The 17,507-nt window shown below is 73.9% G+C and carries 17 protein-coding genes; 12 read left to right on the forward strand and 5 right to left on the reverse strand.

From position 1 onward, the window contains the following. The first annotated feature begins 47 nt into the window (after positions 1–47). From ACFYOU_RS00140 to ACFYOU_RS00155, 4 genes are all read left to right on the forward strand, one after another. On the forward strand, positions 48–2,138 hold the full coding sequence (locus ACFYOU_RS00140; protein WP_391302278.1) for a hypothetical protein: 2,091 nt from the start codon (positions 48–50) through the stop codon (positions 2,136–2,138). Between the two features lie 46 nt (positions 2,139–2,184). After that, positions 2,185–2,856, forward strand: coding sequence for an ATP-binding cassette domain-containing protein (locus ACFYOU_RS00145; protein WP_391302281.1), 672 nt, complete (start codon positions 2,185–2,187; stop codon positions 2,854–2,856). After that, positions 2,853–2,978: a hypothetical protein gene (locus ACFYOU_RS00150; protein WP_389772498.1), complete on the forward strand. Its 126-nt coding sequence runs from the start codon at positions 2,853–2,855 to the stop codon at positions 2,976–2,978. The genes ACFYOU_RS00145 and ACFYOU_RS00150 overlap by 4 nt, the downstream gene beginning before the upstream one ends. 134 nt (positions 2,979–3,112) lie before the next feature. Continuing rightward, positions 3,113–4,369 carry a hypothetical protein gene (locus ACFYOU_RS00155; RefSeq protein WP_391302283.1) on the forward strand — a complete coding sequence of 419 codons (1,257 nt, stop codon included), beginning with the start codon at positions 3,113–3,115 and terminating at the stop codon, positions 4,367–4,369. On the opposite strand, the gene ACFYOU_RS00160 is transcribed toward ACFYOU_RS00155, so the two are convergent. After that, positions 4,328–6,043 carry a glycosyltransferase gene (locus tag ACFYOU_RS00160; protein WP_391302285.1) on the reverse strand — a complete coding sequence of 572 codons (1,716 nt, stop codon included), beginning with the start codon at positions 6,041–6,043 and terminating at the stop codon, positions 4,328–4,330. The genes ACFYOU_RS00155 and ACFYOU_RS00160 overlap by 42 nt on opposite strands. Before the next feature lie 117 nt (positions 6,044–6,160). Between ACFYOU_RS00160 and ACFYOU_RS00165 the strand changes: the two genes are divergently transcribed. Then, entirely contained in the window at positions 6,161–6,616 is a 456-nt protein-coding gene (locus ACFYOU_RS00165) for an SgcJ/EcaC family oxidoreductase (RefSeq protein WP_391302287.1), read from the forward strand. Between the two features lie 9 nt (positions 6,617–6,625). Next, a complete protein-coding gene (locus tag ACFYOU_RS00170) occupies positions 6,626–7,189 on the forward strand; it encodes a TetR family transcriptional regulator (RefSeq protein WP_391302289.1) in 564 nt (187 codons plus the stop codon). A gap of 23 nt (positions 7,190–7,212) precedes the next feature. Here the strand turns inward: ACFYOU_RS00170 and ACFYOU_RS00175 are convergent, their stop codons facing one another. Then, the gene (locus ACFYOU_RS00175; protein ID WP_391302291.1) at positions 7,213–8,235 is read right to left on the reverse strand and encodes a Ku protein; all 1,023 of its coding nucleotides are present in this window, start codon (positions 8,233–8,235) and stop codon (positions 7,213–7,215) included. 73 nt (positions 8,236–8,308) lie between these two features. Here ACFYOU_RS00175 and ligD point away from each other — a divergent pair, with 73 nt between their 5' ends. Next, entirely contained in the window at positions 8,309–9,214 is a 906-nt protein-coding gene (gene ligD / locus ACFYOU_RS00180) for a non-homologous end-joining DNA ligase (RefSeq protein ID WP_391302293.1), read from the forward strand. Here the strand turns inward: ligD and ACFYOU_RS00185 are convergent. Beyond that, positions 9,205–10,008 (reverse strand): NERD domain-containing protein, encoded by an 804-nt coding sequence (locus ACFYOU_RS00185; protein WP_391302295.1) that lies wholly within the window; start codon positions 10,006–10,008, stop codon positions 9,205–9,207. The two genes, ligD and ACFYOU_RS00185, sit on opposite strands and share 10 nt — an antisense overlap. Positions 10,009–10,330: 322 nt before the next feature. Between ACFYOU_RS00185 and ACFYOU_RS00190 the strand changes: the two genes are divergently transcribed. The 5 genes from ACFYOU_RS00190 (at position 10,331) to ACFYOU_RS00210 (ending at position 15,777) form a co-directional block, all read left to right on the forward strand. Next, positions 10,331–11,074, forward strand: coding sequence for a hypothetical protein (locus tag ACFYOU_RS00190; RefSeq protein ID WP_391302297.1), 744 nt, complete (start codon positions 10,331–10,333; stop codon positions 11,072–11,074). A gap of 119 nt (positions 11,075–11,193) precedes the next feature. After that, complete coding sequence (locus ACFYOU_RS00195; protein ID WP_389772531.1) at positions 11,194–12,369, forward strand: ATP-binding protein; 1,176 nt, start codon at positions 11,194–11,196, stop codon at positions 12,367–12,369. A gap of 108 nt (positions 12,370–12,477) precedes the next feature. Next, on the forward strand, positions 12,478–12,837 hold the full coding sequence (locus ACFYOU_RS00200) for an SH3 domain-containing protein (protein WP_391302298.1): 360 nt from the start codon (positions 12,478–12,480) through the stop codon (positions 12,835–12,837). A 49-nt stretch (positions 12,838–12,886) separates the two neighbouring features. After that, positions 12,887–14,245 (forward strand): FtsW/RodA/SpoVE family cell cycle protein, encoded by a 1,359-nt coding sequence (locus ACFYOU_RS00205; protein ID WP_391302300.1) that lies wholly within the window; start codon positions 12,887–12,889, stop codon positions 14,243–14,245. Positions 14,246–14,301: 56 nt separating this feature from the next. Further along, positions 14,302–15,777, forward strand: a complete 1,476-nt coding sequence (locus tag ACFYOU_RS00210) for a penicillin-binding transpeptidase domain-containing protein (RefSeq protein WP_391303748.1) — start codon at positions 14,302–14,304, stop codon at positions 15,775–15,777. On the opposite strand, the gene ACFYOU_RS00215 is transcribed toward ACFYOU_RS00210, so the two are convergent. Next, positions 15,774–16,388: a Uma2 family endonuclease gene (locus tag ACFYOU_RS00215; protein ID WP_391302302.1), complete on the reverse strand. Its 615-nt coding sequence runs from the start codon at positions 16,386–16,388 to the stop codon at positions 15,774–15,776. The genes ACFYOU_RS00210 and ACFYOU_RS00215 overlap by 4 nt on opposite strands. Before the next feature lie 118 nt (positions 16,389–16,506). After that, the gene (locus ACFYOU_RS00220) at positions 16,507–17,430 is read right to left on the reverse strand and encodes an ADP-ribosylglycohydrolase family protein (RefSeq protein ID WP_391302304.1); all 924 of its coding nucleotides are present in this window, start codon (positions 17,428–17,430) and stop codon (positions 16,507–16,509) included. Positions 17,431–17,507: the final 77 nt, after the last annotated feature.

Here is a 17,507-nt window from a genome sequence, read left to right on the forward strand (position 1 = left end):
CCCCCTCACCCCCGCGCGCTCCCGCAGCGCGCCGACCTAGGCCATCGATGCTGCACCGAGGTATCAAGTTCGTCCACGCCGCCGTGCTGGCGTTCTCCGCGGTCCTCTCCTTCCTGGTCCTGCGCAGCATGGACGAGGACTGGGTGTTGGGCCACGACGCCGTCGTCTGGGTGACCGACGCCCCGGACTCGACCGCCGCGGCGGACGTCAACCGCACCGTGCGGGAGTTCTCCGCGACGCACCGCGCGACCGTCGGACGCGAGGTCCCCGACCTCAAGGAACCGTACGAGCGCCGGCACCTGTACCTCACCGGCGACGGCCCCCGCACCGACTGGCTGGCCGACGGGTACCCCGCGTTCAACCGCGGCTACGTCACCGAGACCCACCCCTTCGCGGAGTTGGGCCAGCGCGATCCGCGCGGCTTCTACTACGTGTTCGGCTCGGAGGACACCGCCGCCTCGCTCGCCCGGACGTTCAGCGAGCTGGGACTGCGCTCCACGGTCCACCAACCGCACTCCGTCGCGGAGTTGAACGCCACCCACGCGGACACCGCACTCCAGCGCTCCTTCCTGGTGGTCGCCCTCGCCGTGATCACGATGACCGGCGCCGGTGTCCTGCTCAACGCCAAGTCGTACGGGGTGCTGCGGCTCCAGGGCCTGTCGTTCGGCGCCCTCCTGCTGCGCGACCTACGGCAACTGGCACGGTTCTGGGTCCCGGCGCTCGCCGTGGTCACCGCCGTCGCCCTGGCCCTGCTCGGCCTCTACAACGGCCTGGCCTGGGCCGGCCGGTTCGCCCTGATCACCGCGGCAGTGGCGGCGGCCCTGAGCGCCGTCGCCCTCGCCGCCCACGCCGCCATGCTGTGGCTGACCTCCCAGACCGACGTCCTACGGGCGCTCAGGGGCGAGATCCCGTCCCGCGCCGCCACCGTCACGGCCTATCTGGTGCGCGTGCCCGCCCTGGTCCTCGCCCTCGGCATCGCCAGTTCCGTCGCCGTCGCCGGGCAGGACGTCCTCGACCGGCAGGACAGCAGCAAGGCGTACGCACGGATCGGCGACACCACCTCGCTCGGTCTCAACGGAAGCCTCGGCAGCGAGGAGGCGCTGGAGACCCTCGACCGGGAGGTCGGCAGTTGGCTGCGCCGGGCCGACCGGGACGGCCAGCTCCTCGTGGTCGGGCACCGGGACCTCCAGCGGTCGGCGCCCCGGGGCGGGATGCCGCGCGGGGACATCCTGCTCGTCAACGAGTCCTTCCTCGCCGAACAGCCCGTCCGCGACACCGGGGGCCGGCCCATCGAGGCGATCACCGGGGAACGCGACCGGGTGCGCCTGATCGTTCCCGAAGGGCTCGACCGGCGCGCCGATGACCTCGCCGCCCTGGTCCCCGGCCTGCTGAACCCGCGCGATCCGGACAAGGTCGCCCGGGCGCGACTGGACACCGTGCGCTCCGGAGCCGACCAGCGCGTGTTCACCTACAACCCGCGCGGCCAGTCGCACGCCGACGAGAACCCGGGCGCCGACGAGTCGTTCGTCACGGACCCCGTCCTGGTCGTCTTCCCGAACGGGTCGCCGTACCTGAGCGACAAGAGCTACACCGCCTACGCCTCCCAGCGGAGTGTCGTCTTCCACGACCCGCAGGACGTCACGGTCGGCGTCGAGCGCCACGGGCTGGAGGCGTACGTCACCGAGATGAGTCCCGTCGGGGAGAACGCCGCGCTCAAACTGCGGGAGCTGGTCGGGGAGTTCCGACTCCAGCTGTTCAACCTGGGCGTCGCCGTCGCGGTGTTGCTGATCACCGGGGTGGGGGTCTGCATCGTGCACTCCCGGAAGAACTCCCAGCGGATCTTCGCCCGGCACATCAACGGCTGGACGTTCGCCGCCACCCACCGCCCGATCCTGGTCGTCGAGGCGGCCCTGGCGGCGCTGCTGGCCGTCTGGTTCCCCCTCCAGGTGTGGCAGCGCAACCAGGACCTCGAACGGTACGCGGCGATGGGCATCCCCTCGCCCCGTCCGCCCGCCGAGGTCACCGCACTCGATCTGGGCGTCACCGGGGGACTCGTCGCGATCGAGGTCGCCGCCGTCCTGCTGGCCCTGGTCGTCTTCCACCGCCGCATCGTCAAGGAAGGAGCGACCGGGTCGTGACCCCCCGCCGTTCTGTTGCAAGCCCCCGCCGTGCTGGAGACGCCCCGTGATCGACATCGAGCTCCTGTCCAAGTCCCACGGTCCGCGCACCCTCTGGTCCGACCTCGGTTTCACCGTGGCGCGCGGCGAGATGCTGGCCCTGGTGGGCCCGAGCGGCTCCGGCAAGTCGACCCTGCTCAACTGCCTCGGCCTGCTCGACCGACCCACGTCCGGCGCCGTCCGCCACGAGGGACGCGACATCACGGGCTTCGGCCCGCGCGCCACCCGGCACTACCGGCGGGACGTCCTCGGCTACCTCTTCCAGAACTACGCGTTGATCGAGAACGCCACCGTCGCCGCCAACCTCGACGTGGCCGTGCGCCCGCGCCGCACCCGTGCCAAGGCCCCCACCACCGCGGAGGCGTTGGCACGGGTGGGCCTCGGCGGACGGGAGAAGGAGCAGGTGCACCGCCTCAGCGGCGGGGAGCAACAACGGGTGGCGCTGGCCCGACTCCTCGTCAAGCAGCCCGCCCTGGTCCTCGCGGACGAGCCGACGGGCGCCCTCGACCAGGACAACACCACGCTGGTCGTCGACATCCTACGCACCATGAGCGAAGGCGGCTGTGCGGTCGTCATCGCCACCCACGACGACGCGGTGCGCGACCGCTGTGACACCGTTCTCACGGTCGGTTCCGCCGTCCGTCCCTCACCAGTGAGAGAGAGGCAGTCCTCATCGTGAAAGCCCGCCGTACCTGGTTCGTCATCGTAGGAACCCTGGCCCTGGCCACCCTCGCGGTCTTCGCCGTCTTCGGTGAACGGACCGGCATCATCCTCGGCAGGATCGGCCTCGCGATCTTCTGATCCACCGTCAGGTCCCCCTGCCGGGCGGCGTTTCCCCCCAGGCCCCACCCGTCCGGGCCTGGGGAGAACCCCCTGCCGGATGGGCGGGCGCACCATACTGCGGGACGGGCACCCGCACTGACAGTGTTCCCGTCATGATCTCCCAACGGCTCCGCGGAAGACCCCTCGTCTCCAGCACGATCGCCCTGACCTGCGCCGTGTCCTTACTCGGCGGGACCGCGCACGCCGCCTCCGCCGCCGCCGCGCCGCCCGCCGCCGCGGCCGCGGCAACGGCCGGGCACCCCCACCACGCCGGACGCGGTTCGGTGGTCTCGGCGACGCTGGTGGCGCAGTGGGACGCCGACCGGGTCAGGGCGCACCTGGCGCAGGCGCACATCGAGGCCGACCAGGTCCGCCACGGGGTGCGGGCCCATCGGATCGTGTACCGCACGATCGACGTCACGGGGCGGCCCACCACCGCCAGTCAGCTGGTCGTGGTCCCCACCAACGGCGTGCGCGACCTGCCCGTGGTGTCCTGGCTGCACGGCACCACGGTGTTCCGCGGGGACGTGGCCTCGATGAACGAACGGTCCACGGACCGGGCCGCCGCCTTCCTGTTCGCCGGTGCGGGCCACGCCGTGTCCGCGCCGGACTACCTGGGCCTGGGCGAGGGCCCCGGCTTCCACCCGTACGGGCATCCCGAGGGGACCGTCAGCGCCGCGGTGGACGCGCTCCGAGCGACCCGGTCCTTCGTCCGGCGGGACGGCCGTGACCTCGAACGCCGGGTCCTCATCAGCGGTTTCTCCCAGGGCGGTCCGGCCACGATGATGCTCGGCCGGGCCCTGCACCGGGGCGCCGACCGCTACTTCCGGCCCGGCGCGCTGGCCCCGGTGGGCGGGCCGTTCGACCTCAGCGGCTTCGAGGCCGCCGCCGCGGACGACCGGGTCGTGCGCTCCTCGCTCTACCTCGCCTACTTCGCCACCGCGTGGCAGCGGATGTACGGGCTGTACGGCACGCCGAGCGAGGTGTTCCGCGCCCCGTACGACACGGTGGTGGAGACCCTGTTCGACGGCCACCACCGGTCGTCGGAGGTGGCCGCCGCGCTCCCGGCGACGTCGAGGGAACTGTTCACCCCGGAGTTCCTGGACCGGGTCCGCCACCCCACCGGGGAACTGCGGCGGCAACTGCGGGCCCTGGACACCACCTGCGACTGGCGCCCCGCCGTGCCCGTACGCATCTTCCACTCCCCCGACGACGCGGACGTCGCCTTCACCAACGCGGGGCACTGTAGCGGCCAGTTGACCGCGAACGGCGTCGAGCACGAGGTCGTGGAGGTGGCGGGCGACCACAACGGCAGCGTGCGCAGCGCCCTACCGCAGGTGGTCCGCGCCTTCGACGGGGCCGCCCCCTGATGCGGACGCCCCGGGCACGACCAGGGTGACGACGGTGGCCGTGCCCAGCGAGCCCCCGGTGGGTATGCGCCGGGTGCGGACCGGGTGGTCGCCGGCCAGTCGGCGCACCCCCTCGGCGGTCGGCTGCTCCCGGCCCCGGGTGAAGCGTATGAAGCTCACCCGGGTGCCGGGCGCCGGGTCCAGTCGCCGGTACTGCCCGTAGGTGACGGCGTCGCACCGCGCGTACCAGCCGTTCTCCGGCTCGTACGCGGTGACCAGCAGACACCGTTCGCCCGGCGCGGCGGCCAGTGCACGGGCCACTGGCACGGTGGAACGGTGCTGGTCCATCGGCCCGGGCACGGCTCCGTGGGCCACCACGTGGACCGTGCCGAGCAGGGTGAGCAGCGCCATGCCGGCGGTGGCCGTCAGCACGGGCACGGCCCGGACCGCGAGGGCGCCCCTGAGGGTCTGCACCCCCAGCACGGTGAGCAGCACCACCGGCAGGTAGACGAAGCGGGGTTCGCCGTCGGTGGCCAGGCCGAGCACCAGGAACGTCAGGGCGGACGCGGAGCCCAGGAACACGGTGCGTCGGTCGCGGTCGGCGGGGTCGCCGGCCCTGGTCCGGCGCACGGCCGCGACCAGTGCGACCAGTCCGATGCCGAGGAAGAGACCGCCGAGGTCACCGGCCAGCCGGTACGGGAGGATGGCGAGGTAGTACACCAGACCGTCGCCGATGAACGTCCGCTCCGCCTGCTCGGTGGCCCAGGTGAGCAGCCCCAGGGGGGAGCCGGTGAGCCGGACGGCCTGGACGAGGTGCGGCACGGTGCCGAGCAGGACGAGCGCACCGACGACTGCGAGCCGGCGGCCCTGCGCCGCCCAGGCGCGCGGACCGTAGGCGAACAGGGCGCCCAGGGCGATGGCGAGCAGGTTGCCCACCACCCCGTAGCGCAGGTAGAAGGCCGCCAGCACGACCGGGGGCAGCGCCCACAGGGCACGCGAGCCGGGCTTCTCCTGGACCCGGACGAGGATCCACACGACCACGACGAGCAGCCCCGTCGCCCCTATGTCGGTGAGGTACTGGGGCAACCGCCGCAGGAAGCCGAGCCCGCCCAGCAGCAGGAGCACCACGAGCGCCGACTGTCGGGGAGAGGTCCAGTGGGCGACGACCAGGTACGTCACCGTGACGGTCGCCAGGGCCAGCAGCAGCCCGACGACCCGCAGCGCCCCCACGTCCTCGTGGACGCGCAGGGCGAAGCTGCCGAGGAGCGGGAGCAACGGCGGCCGGTAGGGACCCCAGCCGGCGGCGGGCGTGCCGGCGCCCGACCAGGAACGCGCCCGGTTCCCGTAGACGGACTCCTCGTGGCCGATCAGGGATTCGTGGTCCTGGAGCACCGCCCAGGCGCCCGCGGTGAGGACCAGCAGTCCCGCGAGGAGGGCGCCGGACGGAACCCGCGGGGCAGCGCAGGGCCCCGGGTCCGCCGGATCGGCGGGCGGTCGGCGCGACGGTCGGCCGCCCCACCACAGCAGGGGCCCGGCGAGCAGCAGGAACGGCCAGGGCTGCCAGCCCGGCAACCAGCCACCGGCACCGGCGGCGATGGCGAGCTGTTGCAGTACGGCGACGGCGGCCAGGAGCAGCCCGGCCCGCCAGGCCCACGGGCGTTGCGGGGTGAACGGTGAGCGGGGGGTCGCACGCATCGGGGCGGTCCTCCTGGCAGGTCGGCGTCGGTCACGGGGTCCGCTCGAACCCACGAGCGTACGGCCCGGGGCGTAGAGCCTTGACATCAACCGGAGTTGAGGTTCGAGACTGCCGGCATGGACGAGACGGACGAGCGGGACGTCAGAAGGCTGCTTGCCGAGTACACCGAGCTCTGGATCCGGCACAGGATGGAGGAATGGGGCGAACTCTTCACCGAGGAGTCGGACTTCATCACCCACCGCGGCATCCGGTGGACCTCGCGGCAGCAGAACGTGGTGGGGCACCAGGACGTCCCCGAGGTCGTCCTCGCCCAGAAAGAGAACTACGCGCAGGAGGTCGTCAGCATCCGGAGCATCACCCCGGACGTCGCCCTGGTGCACACGGCCTGGACCTGGCCGGGCCTGCGCCTACCGTCCGCTGACGCGCCCGAGGACCGGCGGGGGCTGGTCACCCTGGTCCTGGTGAGGCAGCGGACCGGCAGGTGGCTGATCCGCGCGGCCCACAACACGCGCCAGGACGGGCTCGACCCGGGCGGGGCGGCCGGACCCGTCCTGGCGCACCCGCGGGGCTAGAGTCGGGGCATGCCGACGCACGCACGCGCCCGCCTCCTGGCCGCCGCCGAAGAGCTGTTCTACGCGGAGGGCGTCCGCGCGGTCGGGGTCGAGCGGCTCCTCTCCGCCTCCGGCGTGGGACGGGCCTCCTTCTACCGGCACTTCGCGGGCAAGGACGAACTGGTCGTCGCCGTGGTCCAGGGGTACGGCGTCCGGTTCCTCGACTCGCTCTCCCGGGACGTCGCGGCCCGCGGCGGCCACCCGCTGGCCGTCTTCGACGCGCTGGCCGACCGCTTCGCACGGGACGACTACCGGGGGTGCGCGGCGATCAACACGATCATCGAGAGCGCGGACCCGGAGAGCGCCGCGCACCGGGTGGCCGCCGCCCACAAGGACGACGTGGCCCGCTACCTGGCCGGACTGCTCACCGCGGCGGGCGCCCCCCGTCCCGCCGAACTCGCCGACCAGTTCCTGCTGCTGGTCGACGGGGCGATAGTGACGGCACAACGCGAACGCGACGCCCGCGCCGCGCACCGGGCCCGGACCATCGCCGCGGCCCTGCTGCCCGCGGAGCGGCCTGACTCCGCGGGCTAGTCAGCCGTCCCGCAGCGGACGGCCTACGCGCTGCGCTTGCGGGGCGCGGCGGACTTCTTGCCGGTCGCCGCACCGGTCTTCGCAGCCGTGGCCGTCCCCTTCTTCGCCTTCGCGGCGGTCTTCGCGGCGGTCTTCGTCTCCTTCTTCGGGGCCTTCTTGGCTGCCTTCTTCGCTGCCGGACCGGACGCCCCCTTCGCCGCCGGACCGGTGGTCTTCTTCGCGGCCGGGCCGGTCGACTTCTTCGCGGACGCCTTGCGGGGTGTGGCCCCGGGCTTCTTCCGGGCCGCTTCGACCGAGCGTTCCAGGATCGCCGCGAGATCGATGACGTCCGCCCCCGCCGGCTCCTGCGGCCGGCTCGACGCGGGGAGTTCACCGGCGAGCTTCGCGGTGATCAGCTCGTCCAGCGCGGTGCGGTACTCGTCGTGGACGGAGTCCGGGTCGATCTCGCCCAGCGTGTCCATCAGGGCGTCCGCGAGGTCCAGTTCGGCGTCCTTGACGGTGACCCGGCCCTCGGGTGCGACGTGGTCCGTGGAGCGGATCTCGTCGGGCCACAGCAGCGCGTGCAGACACAGCACCTCGCCCACGACCCGGAGCATCGCCAACCGCTCGCGGCCCCGCAGGGCGAACTTCGTCAGGGCGACGTTCCCGGTCCGCTGGAGGGCCTCGCGCAGCAGCACGTACGGCTTGGCCGCGTCCGCTCCGTTCACCGCCAGGTAGTACGCGGCGTCCATCTGGAGGGGGTCGATCCGGTCGGCCGGCAGCACCGCCACGACCTCGATGGTCTTGGTGGTGCGCAGCGGCAGGGACGCGAGGTCCTCGTCGGTGACGGTGACGACGGTGCCGTCCGGCATCTCGTAGCCGCGGACGGTGTCGGCGGCGGCGACCTCCTCGTCCTCCAGTTCGCACACCTTGCGGTAGCGGACGCGGCCGCCGTCCGCGGTGTGGATCTGCCGGAAGGACACCGCGCGGTTCTCGGTGGCGCTCATCAGCTTGACGGGGATGCTGACCAGTCCGAAGGCGAGGGAGCCGTTCCAGATCGAGCGCACGTCCGCCGCCTTCCGCAGGGCCGAGGGCCATCCACCGTGTCCGGTATCTGGCGATTCATGGCAGTCTCATCGTATGACGCCGATCACGGAGGTGGAGGGGCGGCGGCTGTCGCTGAGCAACCTCGACAAGGTGCTGTACCCGGACACCGGCTTCACCAAGGGGCAGCTCCTGCACTACTACGCCACCACCGCGGGGCCGGTGCTCGCCCAGCTCAGGGACCGTCCGGTGTCGTTCCTGCGGTACCCGGACGGACCGGGCGGCCAGCGGTTCGTCAGCAAGAACGTGCCGCCGGGCACCCCCGCGTGGGTGCGGACCGCCGAGGTCCCCCATGCGGACGGCGCCCAGCGGCAGGTGGTCGTCCAGGACCTCGCCTCGCTGATGTGGGCGGCGAACCTGGTGACCGAGTTCCACACCCCGCAGTGGCGGGACGGCGCGTACGCCCGCGCGGACCGGCTGGTCCTCGATCTCGATCCGGGGCCGCCGGCGACCGTGGTGGAGTGCTGCACGGTCGCCCGGTGGCTGCGGGAACGGCTGGCCGCCGACGGGCTCGACGCCTTCGTGAAGACCTCCGGGGCGAAGGGGCTGCACCTGCTCGTGGCCCTGCGTCCGACGCCGTCCGCCGAGGTCAGCGCGTACGCGAAGCGACTCGCACTGGACGCCGAGCGCGCGCTGCCCGCCCTGGTCACCCATCGGATGACCCGGAGTCTGCGGCCCGGCAAGGTGTTCGTGGACTTCAGCCAGAACGCCGCCGCCAAGACGACGGCCGCCCCGTACACGGTGCGCGCCCAGTCGGAGCCGACCGTGTCGGCACCGCTGACCTGGGCGGAGACCGAGGCGTGCCGCGCTCCGGAACACCTGCTCGTCCGGGCCGACGACATCGCCGGACGGCTGGAGCGGTACGGGGACCTGCTGGAGCCGCTGTACGACCCGGCACGGGCCGGCGAACTCCCCCGGAGTGAGAACCCGGGTCAGAGGTGACGCCAGAGGGTCCGGTCGCGGGCGGCCGCGTACAGGGCCGCCACCTCCGTCGGCTTCAGGACGCCGCCCTCCCGGGCCAGCACGGCCAGTTCCCCGTCCCGCAGCACCCGTACGCCCCGGTCGGCCGGCGCCCCGGTGACGGCCGAGGCCCCGCAGGGCGCCAGGACGGGGGTGACGTGCGTGGTCAGTGCCTGCGCGGCGCGCTCGGCGAGCGAGCGGACGGTGCCCAGCAGCGGGCGGGGCGTCGACCTGCCCACCGTCACCTCGGGGTCGGCGATGCGCACCCGGCGCCCCCGGGCCGGCACCGCGCACACCACGAAGGGTCCCGCGGGGCCGATCGCCAGATGCGGGATGCGGTCCCCGCCGGGCAGCGGCACCGAGTGCAGGACGTGCCAGCCGCCGGGCTCCAGCGCCTCCAGGGCGGCGCCCGTGGACTCCTCGGCGGCGAGGGCCGCGCGGCGCGGGTCCGCGCGCAGTCGGCGGGGCGGGTCCGGGTCGCGTTCCAGGGCGATGCGCAGGGCCTCGCCGGGCCGGTTCGGGGCGAGGTCGTCGTCCGGGTGCAGGGCGAGCCGCGCCAGGTCGCCGGCGGTGGGCACGGGCGGCGGACCGATCGTGACCCGTCCGTAGAGGTGCGGGTCCAGCGCGGCGAGCACCGCATCCGTGTCGGGGGTGCTCAGTACGGTCACCCGGGCGTCCTCGCGGTCGTACCAGGCGAGGGTCCGGCCGCTCGGCGCGGTGACGCGGAGCAGTTCCCGGCCGTGTCGCCGGGCGGGCACCACGCACAGTCCGGTCATGGGACCACCCCCGTGCCCCATGGGAGCAGGTGGGCGTCGGGGCCCGCAAGGAACGACCGTCCGGGGCCACGGGAACCGGCCAGGTCGGGGGCGTGCAACGGTCCGCCCGCCGCGCACCGGGGGGAGTGCGACCCCGGACGGGGGACCCGGGTGCGCACGGGGGAGCCATGGTGCGGGCGGGCGGGCGGGTGCGTGGGGGGGGGAGGGTGGCAGCGGGCGGTCGGGGTGGGAGGAATGTCCTCGCTTAGGGGGTTCGGGAGCGGGTCCCGTACCGTTGCCGGCTGAAGGAGTGAGTCCCCGTACGCCCGCAGGAGTGCGCACCGTGTTCCACCGCCCAGCCCCCCGGCCCCGCGCGGCCCGGCTGGCGGGTGCCCTGGGACTGGCCGGACTGCTGCTGGCCGGATGCGGCAACCCCGGTGATCTGAGGAGCGCGGGCCCCACGCCGACCGCCGTGGCCCCGGCCGAGCTGTGGCCGGATCTCCCCCCTGCCTCGGCCCCCGCGTACGACTACGGGGAGGCCGCGACCGAGACGGTGGAGGACGTGTCGGTGCCGGGCGGCGACCTCCGACGGCTCGACCCGGTCGCCTTCCTCAAGGCGCAGGCCACCGAACACCCGGGCACCTTCACCGGTCCGCTCGGCCTGGACGAGGAGACCGCCGAGCGGATCGCGCGGTGCGGGCGCGGCGCGGCCGGGACCGCGGGCTGCCCGGTGCTGAAGGCGCAGTACCGGGACCTGACGGGCGACGGCCGCGAGGAGGCGATCATCGGCATCCGGCTCCCGAACGGCCAGTTGGCGATCCGGGTCCTCACCCAGGACGAGGGGAAGCTGATCCAAGTCATGTCCACCTCCGACGCGATGACCGGGGTGGAGATCGCGGGCCGGGACCTGGTGCTCCGCGCGGTGTCCGGCATCCCGGGTTACGAGTACCGGACCGTCTGGTCCTGGGACCGGCACCAGCGGGCGATGCTGCCGACCAAGGACGAGTTCCTGCGGGTGGACGGGACGGCGAAGTCCCCCGCGGCCCGCCCCCGGGCCACCGCACCACCGTCCGGGAGCACCCCGTGACCGCGTCGCCGCCCCGGACCGGGCGCCGAACCGGGCCCCGGACCGGGCGCGGGCCGCTGCGGCGGCTGCGCTCGTGGACGGCGTCCCTGCCCTGGAAGGCGGGGGCGTTCATCGCGGTGATGTGCTGCGCCCTCGCCGCGCTGTTGGGCGTACTGGTGCACACCTCGGTGACCCACCAGACGGTCGGCCAGGCCCGGGAGCGCGCACTGACCCGGCTCACCGACGCGACCCGGGCGTTCGAGGACGGTGACCTGCTCGGCCCCGGCGCCGCGGTGGACCCGCCGGACCTGCCGCGTTCGCTGCGGCGGCTGGCGCTGGACGGGGAGCGCGGCACCATGGTCGGCGACCGTTCGCCGCGGCCCACCATGTGGGCGGCGGGCCCCGCCGACGACGACCGGGTCATCGCGGTGGCCGTCGACTACTCGCAGGGCGTGCGGACGATCGCCGGTCTCGACCGGGCGATCCTCGGTTCGTCCGCCCTGGCCATCGGGGCGACCCTGCTGGTCGGGGCGTTCGCGGTGACCCGGGTGACCCGACGGCTGCACGCGACCGCCCGGGTGGCGCGACGGATCAGCGCCGGGGACCTCGACGCACGGGTCAACGACCCCCGAACGAAGGACCCGCGGCGGGCGCCGGACGAGGTGGCGGCCGTGGCTTCCGCGCTGGACTCCATGGCGTCCTCGCTCCAGGGCAAGCTGGAGAGCGAACGACGGTTCACGGCGGACGTGGCGCACGAGCTGCGGACCCCGCTCACCGGACTGCACGCGGCGGCCGAACTGCTCCCGCCGGGCCGCCCCACCGAGTTGGTGCGGGACCGGGTGGCGGCGCTGCGGACCCTGACCGAGGACCTGTTGGAGATCTCCCGGCTGGAGTCGGGCGGTGAGCGGCCGGACCTCGACGAGCACCGGATCGGCCCGCTGGCCGAGCGGGTCGCCCGGGCCGCCGGCGCGCAGCCGGTGATCGTCCGTGACCTGTGCGTGGAGACGGACCGCCGCCGGCTGGAACGGGTGCTCGGCAACCTGGTGGCGAACGCGGTGACCCACGGCCGGGGCCCCGTGACGGTCACGGTCGACGGACCGGAGATCACCGTCCGGGACCGCGGCGACGGCTTCCCCGACTACCTGGTCCAGCACGGGCCGCAGCGGTTCCGCACCGACGGCGGTTCCAAGGGCCACGGGCTGGGGCTCACCATCGCCCTCGGCCAGGCGACGGCGCTGGGGGCCCGGCTCACCTTCACCAACGCCCCGCCGCCCGAGGGCGGCGCGGTGGCGACCCTGACCCTGCCGGGCGGCTGACGCCCCCGCGGGGCCCACCCGATGGCGGTACGCAGCGCGCGGGCCCGCACCCCCGCTCCTAGGGTGAAACCGGCACGGACCCCCCACCCTCCCAGCCCAGGAGCCCTCATGAGCCCACGCCTGCGCACCGCGGCGATAGCCACCGCCGCGACCGCCCTCGCCCTCGCCGCCGCAGTCACCCCCGCCACCGCCGCACCGGTCACCCCCGCCGGGAACGACCAGGACCACCACCAGCACTACAAGGGCCGGGTCGTCGCCCACGGCGGACTGCTGCTGCGCGACTCCCCCACCCGGGGCAGCCGCGTCCTGCGCAAGGAGCACTACGGCGCGATCGTCAGCATCTACTGCAAGACCCGCGGCGACCACGTGGAGGGCAACCCCCTCTGGTACCTCCTCACGGACGGCACCTGGGCCTGGGGCGCGGCCCACTACATCGACAACATCGGGAAAGTGCCGCACTACTGCTGAATACCCCGCATAACGGGACATCTTCCATACGACTTGCTACGTTCCCGGCATGACCGGAACGGCAGCGCAGGCCCCGCCCACCGGCCGGGCGCCCGCCGTCCGCCGCCCGGGGGGGCGCGGCACCGAACTCGCCCTGCTGGTCCCCGCGGTCCTGCTGGTCCTCCTCGGCTACTGCGCCGCGGGGCTCGGCAGGACCGGTGCCGTACCGCCCGGCGTCGCCGGCTACGGCGCCGGACTGGGGGCGCTCGCCCTGCTCGCCCACGGCGCGGTCCGGCTGCGCGCCCGGCACGCCGACCCGCTGCTGCTGCCGATCGCGGTGCTCCTCAACGGCATCGGCCTGGTCCTCATCTACCGGCTGGACCTGGAGACCCCCGGCGACCGCGCGGCCCCCGCCCAGCTGGTGTGGTCGGCCCTCGGCATCGGACTGTTCACCCTGGTCGTCCTGGCCCTGCGCGACCACCGCGTCCTCCAGCGCTACGCCTACCTCTCGATGGCCGCCGCCCTGGTCCTGATGGTCGTCCCGATCTTCTTCCCGGCCGTGAACGGCGCCCGCATCTGGATCAGGGCCGGCGGCTTCTCCATCCAGCCCGGCGAGTTCGCGAAGGTCCTGCTGGCGCTGTTCTTCGCCAGCTACCTCGCCGCCAACCGGCACGCCCTCGCGTACACCGGACGGCGGCTGTGGCGGCTCACCCTGCCGACCGGCCGGGTGCTGGGACCGATCGTCGCCGTCTGGGCGCTGAGCGTCCTGGTGCTGGTCCTCGAACGCGACCTCGGCACCTCCCTGCTGTTCTTCTTCCTGTTCGTGATCCTGCTGTACGTGGCCACCGGCCGGACCGGCTGGATCGCGGTCGGGCTGCTGCTCGCCGCGGCGGGCGCGACGGCGGTCGGCTGGCTGGAACCGCACGTGCACACCCGCGTCCAGGACTGGCTGCACCCCTTCGCCTCGATCGAAGCGGGCCAGGGCCCCAACCAACTCGCCCAGTCGCTGTTCGCCTTCGCCGCCGGCGGGCTCCTGGGCACCGGGCTCGGGCTCGGCGACTCGATCCTGATCGGCTTCGCCGCGAAGTCGGACTTCATCCTCGCCACCGCCGGCGAGGAGCTGGGGCTCGCCGGGCTCTCGGCCCTGTTCCTGCTGTACGCGCTGCTGGTGGAGCGGGGGTTCAGGACCGGACTCGCCCTGCGGGACCCGTTCGGTCAGCTGCTCGCGGTGGGCCTCGCCTCGATCGTGGCGCTCCAGTCCTTCGTGATCGCAGGCGGGGTGACCGGGCTGATCCCGCTCACCGGCATGGTGATGCCGTTCCTCGCGCAGGGCGGTTCCTCCGTGGTGACCAACTGGATCATCGTCGCCCTGCTGATCCGCCTCAGCGACTCGGCCCGCCGCCCCGACCCGCAGGAGCCACCCCGGTGACGGCCGCCCCCCAACGAGCACCGCGCACCCCGCGCACTCCGCGCACCCCGCGCAGCATGGACCGCTGCACCCGCCACGCGGCCCTCGTCTGTCTGTTGCTGCTCGCCGCCCTGCTGGCGAACGCGGCCCGCGTCCAACTCTTCCGGGCGGGCGCGCTGAACGAGGACCCGGCCAACCGCCGCGGCGCCATCGACCGCTACGCCGAGCCCCGCGGCGAGATCGTGGTGGACGGACGGTCCGTCACCGGCTCCGAGGACACCCACGAACACCTGCGCTACGAACGCGTCTACCGGGACGGCCCCCTGTGGGCGCCCGTGACGGGCTTCTCCTCCCAGGTGTACGGGACGAGCCTCCTGGAGGCCGCGGAGGACCCGCTCCTGTCGGGCACCGATCCGATGCTGGCCCCGCTTCCGCTCTGGCACGAGCTGACCCGTTCGCGCAGCCGGGGCGGCCGGGTCGTCACGACCCTCGACGGCTCCGCGCAACGGGCCGCGTACGCGGGGCTGGCGGGGCGCAAGGGCGCGGTCGCCGCCCTGGACCCGTCGACGGGCCGCGTGCTGGCCCTGGTGTCCTCGCCCTCGTACGACCCGGGCGTGCTCTCCGGCACGGGCCGGGCGGTCGAGCAGGCGTGGCGCCGGCTCAACGCCTCCCCGGAGCAACCCATGCTCAACCGCGCGGTCCGCCAGACCTACCCGCCGGGCTCCACCTTCAAGGTGGTCACCGCGGCGGCGGCCCTGGAGTCCGGCACGGTGGGCGACCTGGACGAGCCGACGGACTCCCCCGACCCGTACCGGCTGCCGGGCACCACGACGACGCTGAGCAACGAGGTCGACGGCTGTGCGGACGCCACCTTGCGCTACGCGTTCACCTGGTCCTGCAACACGGTCTTCGCGAAGCTCGGCACCCGGGTGGGGTTGACCGGGATGACGGGCGCGGCCCGGGACTTCGGCTTCAACGAACCGGGGCTGCGCATCCCGTTCGCGGTGGCGCCCAGCACCTTCGACCGCCACATGGACCGGGCGCAGCTCGCGCTGTCGTCGGTCGGCCAGTTCGACACCCGCGCGACTCCGCTCCAGATGGCGATGGTCGCGGCGGCGGTCGCAGGCGGCGGCACCGTGCGGTCCCCGTACCTGGTCGAGCGGACCACCACCGACGACGGCACCCCGGTGCGCACGGCCCCGCCCCGCGATTCCCGGCAGGCGATGGCCCCGCGTACCGCCGCGCAGCTGCGGGAGCTGATGACGGGGGTCGTCGAGGAGGGCACGGGGGGACGGGCGGCGATCCCCGGGGCGACGGTCGGCGGCAAGACCGGCACCGCGCAGCACGGCGTCGGCAACACGGGCGTCCCGTACGCCTGGTTCATCTCCTGGGCCCAGGCGGACGGCGCTGCGCAGCCGGCGGTCGCGGTCGCGGTGGTCGTGGAGGACGCCTCGGCGGTGCGCGGCGAGATCAGCGGCGGCGGCGACGCGGCGCCGATCGCCCGGGACGTGATGCGGTCGGTGCTGTCCGCCCGGGCCGCGGAGCTCGACTAGCCGGAGCCGTCCGGGCGGCGCGGGTGGAGGGTGGTGAGGTCGATGTCGACCGGGAACGGGACCGTGAGGTCCAGCTTGTCGTGGTGGATGCCGGTGAGGGCGTACGTGCTGGTCGCCGGGTCCAGCTCGTAGACGTAGACGACGGGCAGCCCGTCGTTCTCCTCCACCCGCCAGTAGTGCGCGATGCCCGCCCGCGCGTACTTACGGGGCTTGACCTCCCGGTCACGCTCCACGGAGTCCCGGGAGACCACCTCCACGGCGAGGAGGATGTCCTCCGGCTTGAACCAGGTCTGTGCCGGTCCCGTGTCCGCGTCCACGGGTACCACGATGACGTCCGGCTCAGGCCGGTTCGTCGCGTCCAGCACCATGGTCATCTCCCGGATCGCCTCCAAGTGGGGCGGTGCCTGGGCGATCAACTCATTCTCCAACAACCGCACCATGCGGACGTGGAATCGGGTCTGCGGACTCACGAAGACGAGGCTCCCGTCGATCAGCTCCGTGTGCGGAGGAAGATTCGGAAGCTCGTCGAGGTCGTCCGCCGTCCAACCACCGGCCGGCGGGCGTGGCCACTGGTACTGCTCGTCCACCCCGTAGTCGCGTTCAGCGCTCATGATCGCTCCCATGGGTCGGAGTCTGGCTGATGGGGCAAGCGTACCCAGCGGATACCGGGGGCGATCAGCCAATCGGGTGAATCCCCCGGCCCCGCACCGGCCCCGGCACCCGCCCCGGTCAGGGCGTCGTGACGTCCGTGAGCCAGCCCGGCAGGGCCTCCCGGCGTTTCAGCCAGGCTTCCGACACGCTGGCCGTGCCGGTGCGGGCGCCGACGATGCCCGCGGTGATCGCGCACGTGGTGTCGACGTCCCCCAGGCCCTCCGCCGTGGCCCAGAGCGCGGCGACCAGGTCGTCGGGGTGCCGGGCGGCGGTCCACACGGCGAACGGGACGGTGTCGTCGGCACGGACCCGCTGCCCGCTGCCCAGCTCGTCGGCCGCCCGCCACGGCTCGGTGGCGAAGGACAACCGGTCGGCCGCGAGGAGTCCGTCCCGCACCGCGCCCGGCGGAGTGGCCTCGGCGACCGCGGCGACGCTGAGCCGGGCCCGGGCCGCGAGCGCCGCGGCGACCGCGACCGCCACGGCACCCGCGACGGCCTCGGGGTGGGCGTGGGTGACCCGCGCCGACAGTTCGGCCTGCGCGGCGACGCGTTCGAGGTCGTCCGAGAACCAGGCGCCGAGCGGCGCGACCCGCATCGCCGCGCCGTTGCCGAGGCTGCCCTGACCGTCGAAGAGCGCGCCGGCCGACTCGTGCCACGCCTCGGGCCGCTCGGCGTGCCGGGGCAGCAGTTCGTGCATCCCGGCCCCGTACCCGCGGCCGGGGTCCGCCGCGTAGCCCCGGCCGAAGGCGTCGGCGAGCGCCACCGGGTCGATCTCGCCGTGCTGTTCGAGGCAGCGCAGCACCGCGAGGGCCATCGCGGTGTCATCGGTCCAGCGCCACTCCTTCTCGCGCGGCATGCGGCGGCTACGGATCTCCGACACGGCCTGCTCCCGCTCCCGGAACAGCGGGAACCAACGCTCGCCGAACGCGTCGCCCAGGGCGAGCGCGTCGATGCTGTCGTGTGCGGCGGCGCGGCGGTCCGCGGGGGCCAGGGCTTCGTTCATGGCGTCATGGTGCCAGCTGATCACCGTGCTGACCCGCTCCTTTGCCCGGCTTTCCGTAAGCCTTGCCGACACCTGGC

This window comes from Streptomyces sp. NPDC005955 (assembly GCF_042871255.1).
Taxonomy (GTDB): domain Bacteria; phylum Actinomycetota; class Actinomycetes; order Streptomycetales; family Streptomycetaceae; genus Streptomyces.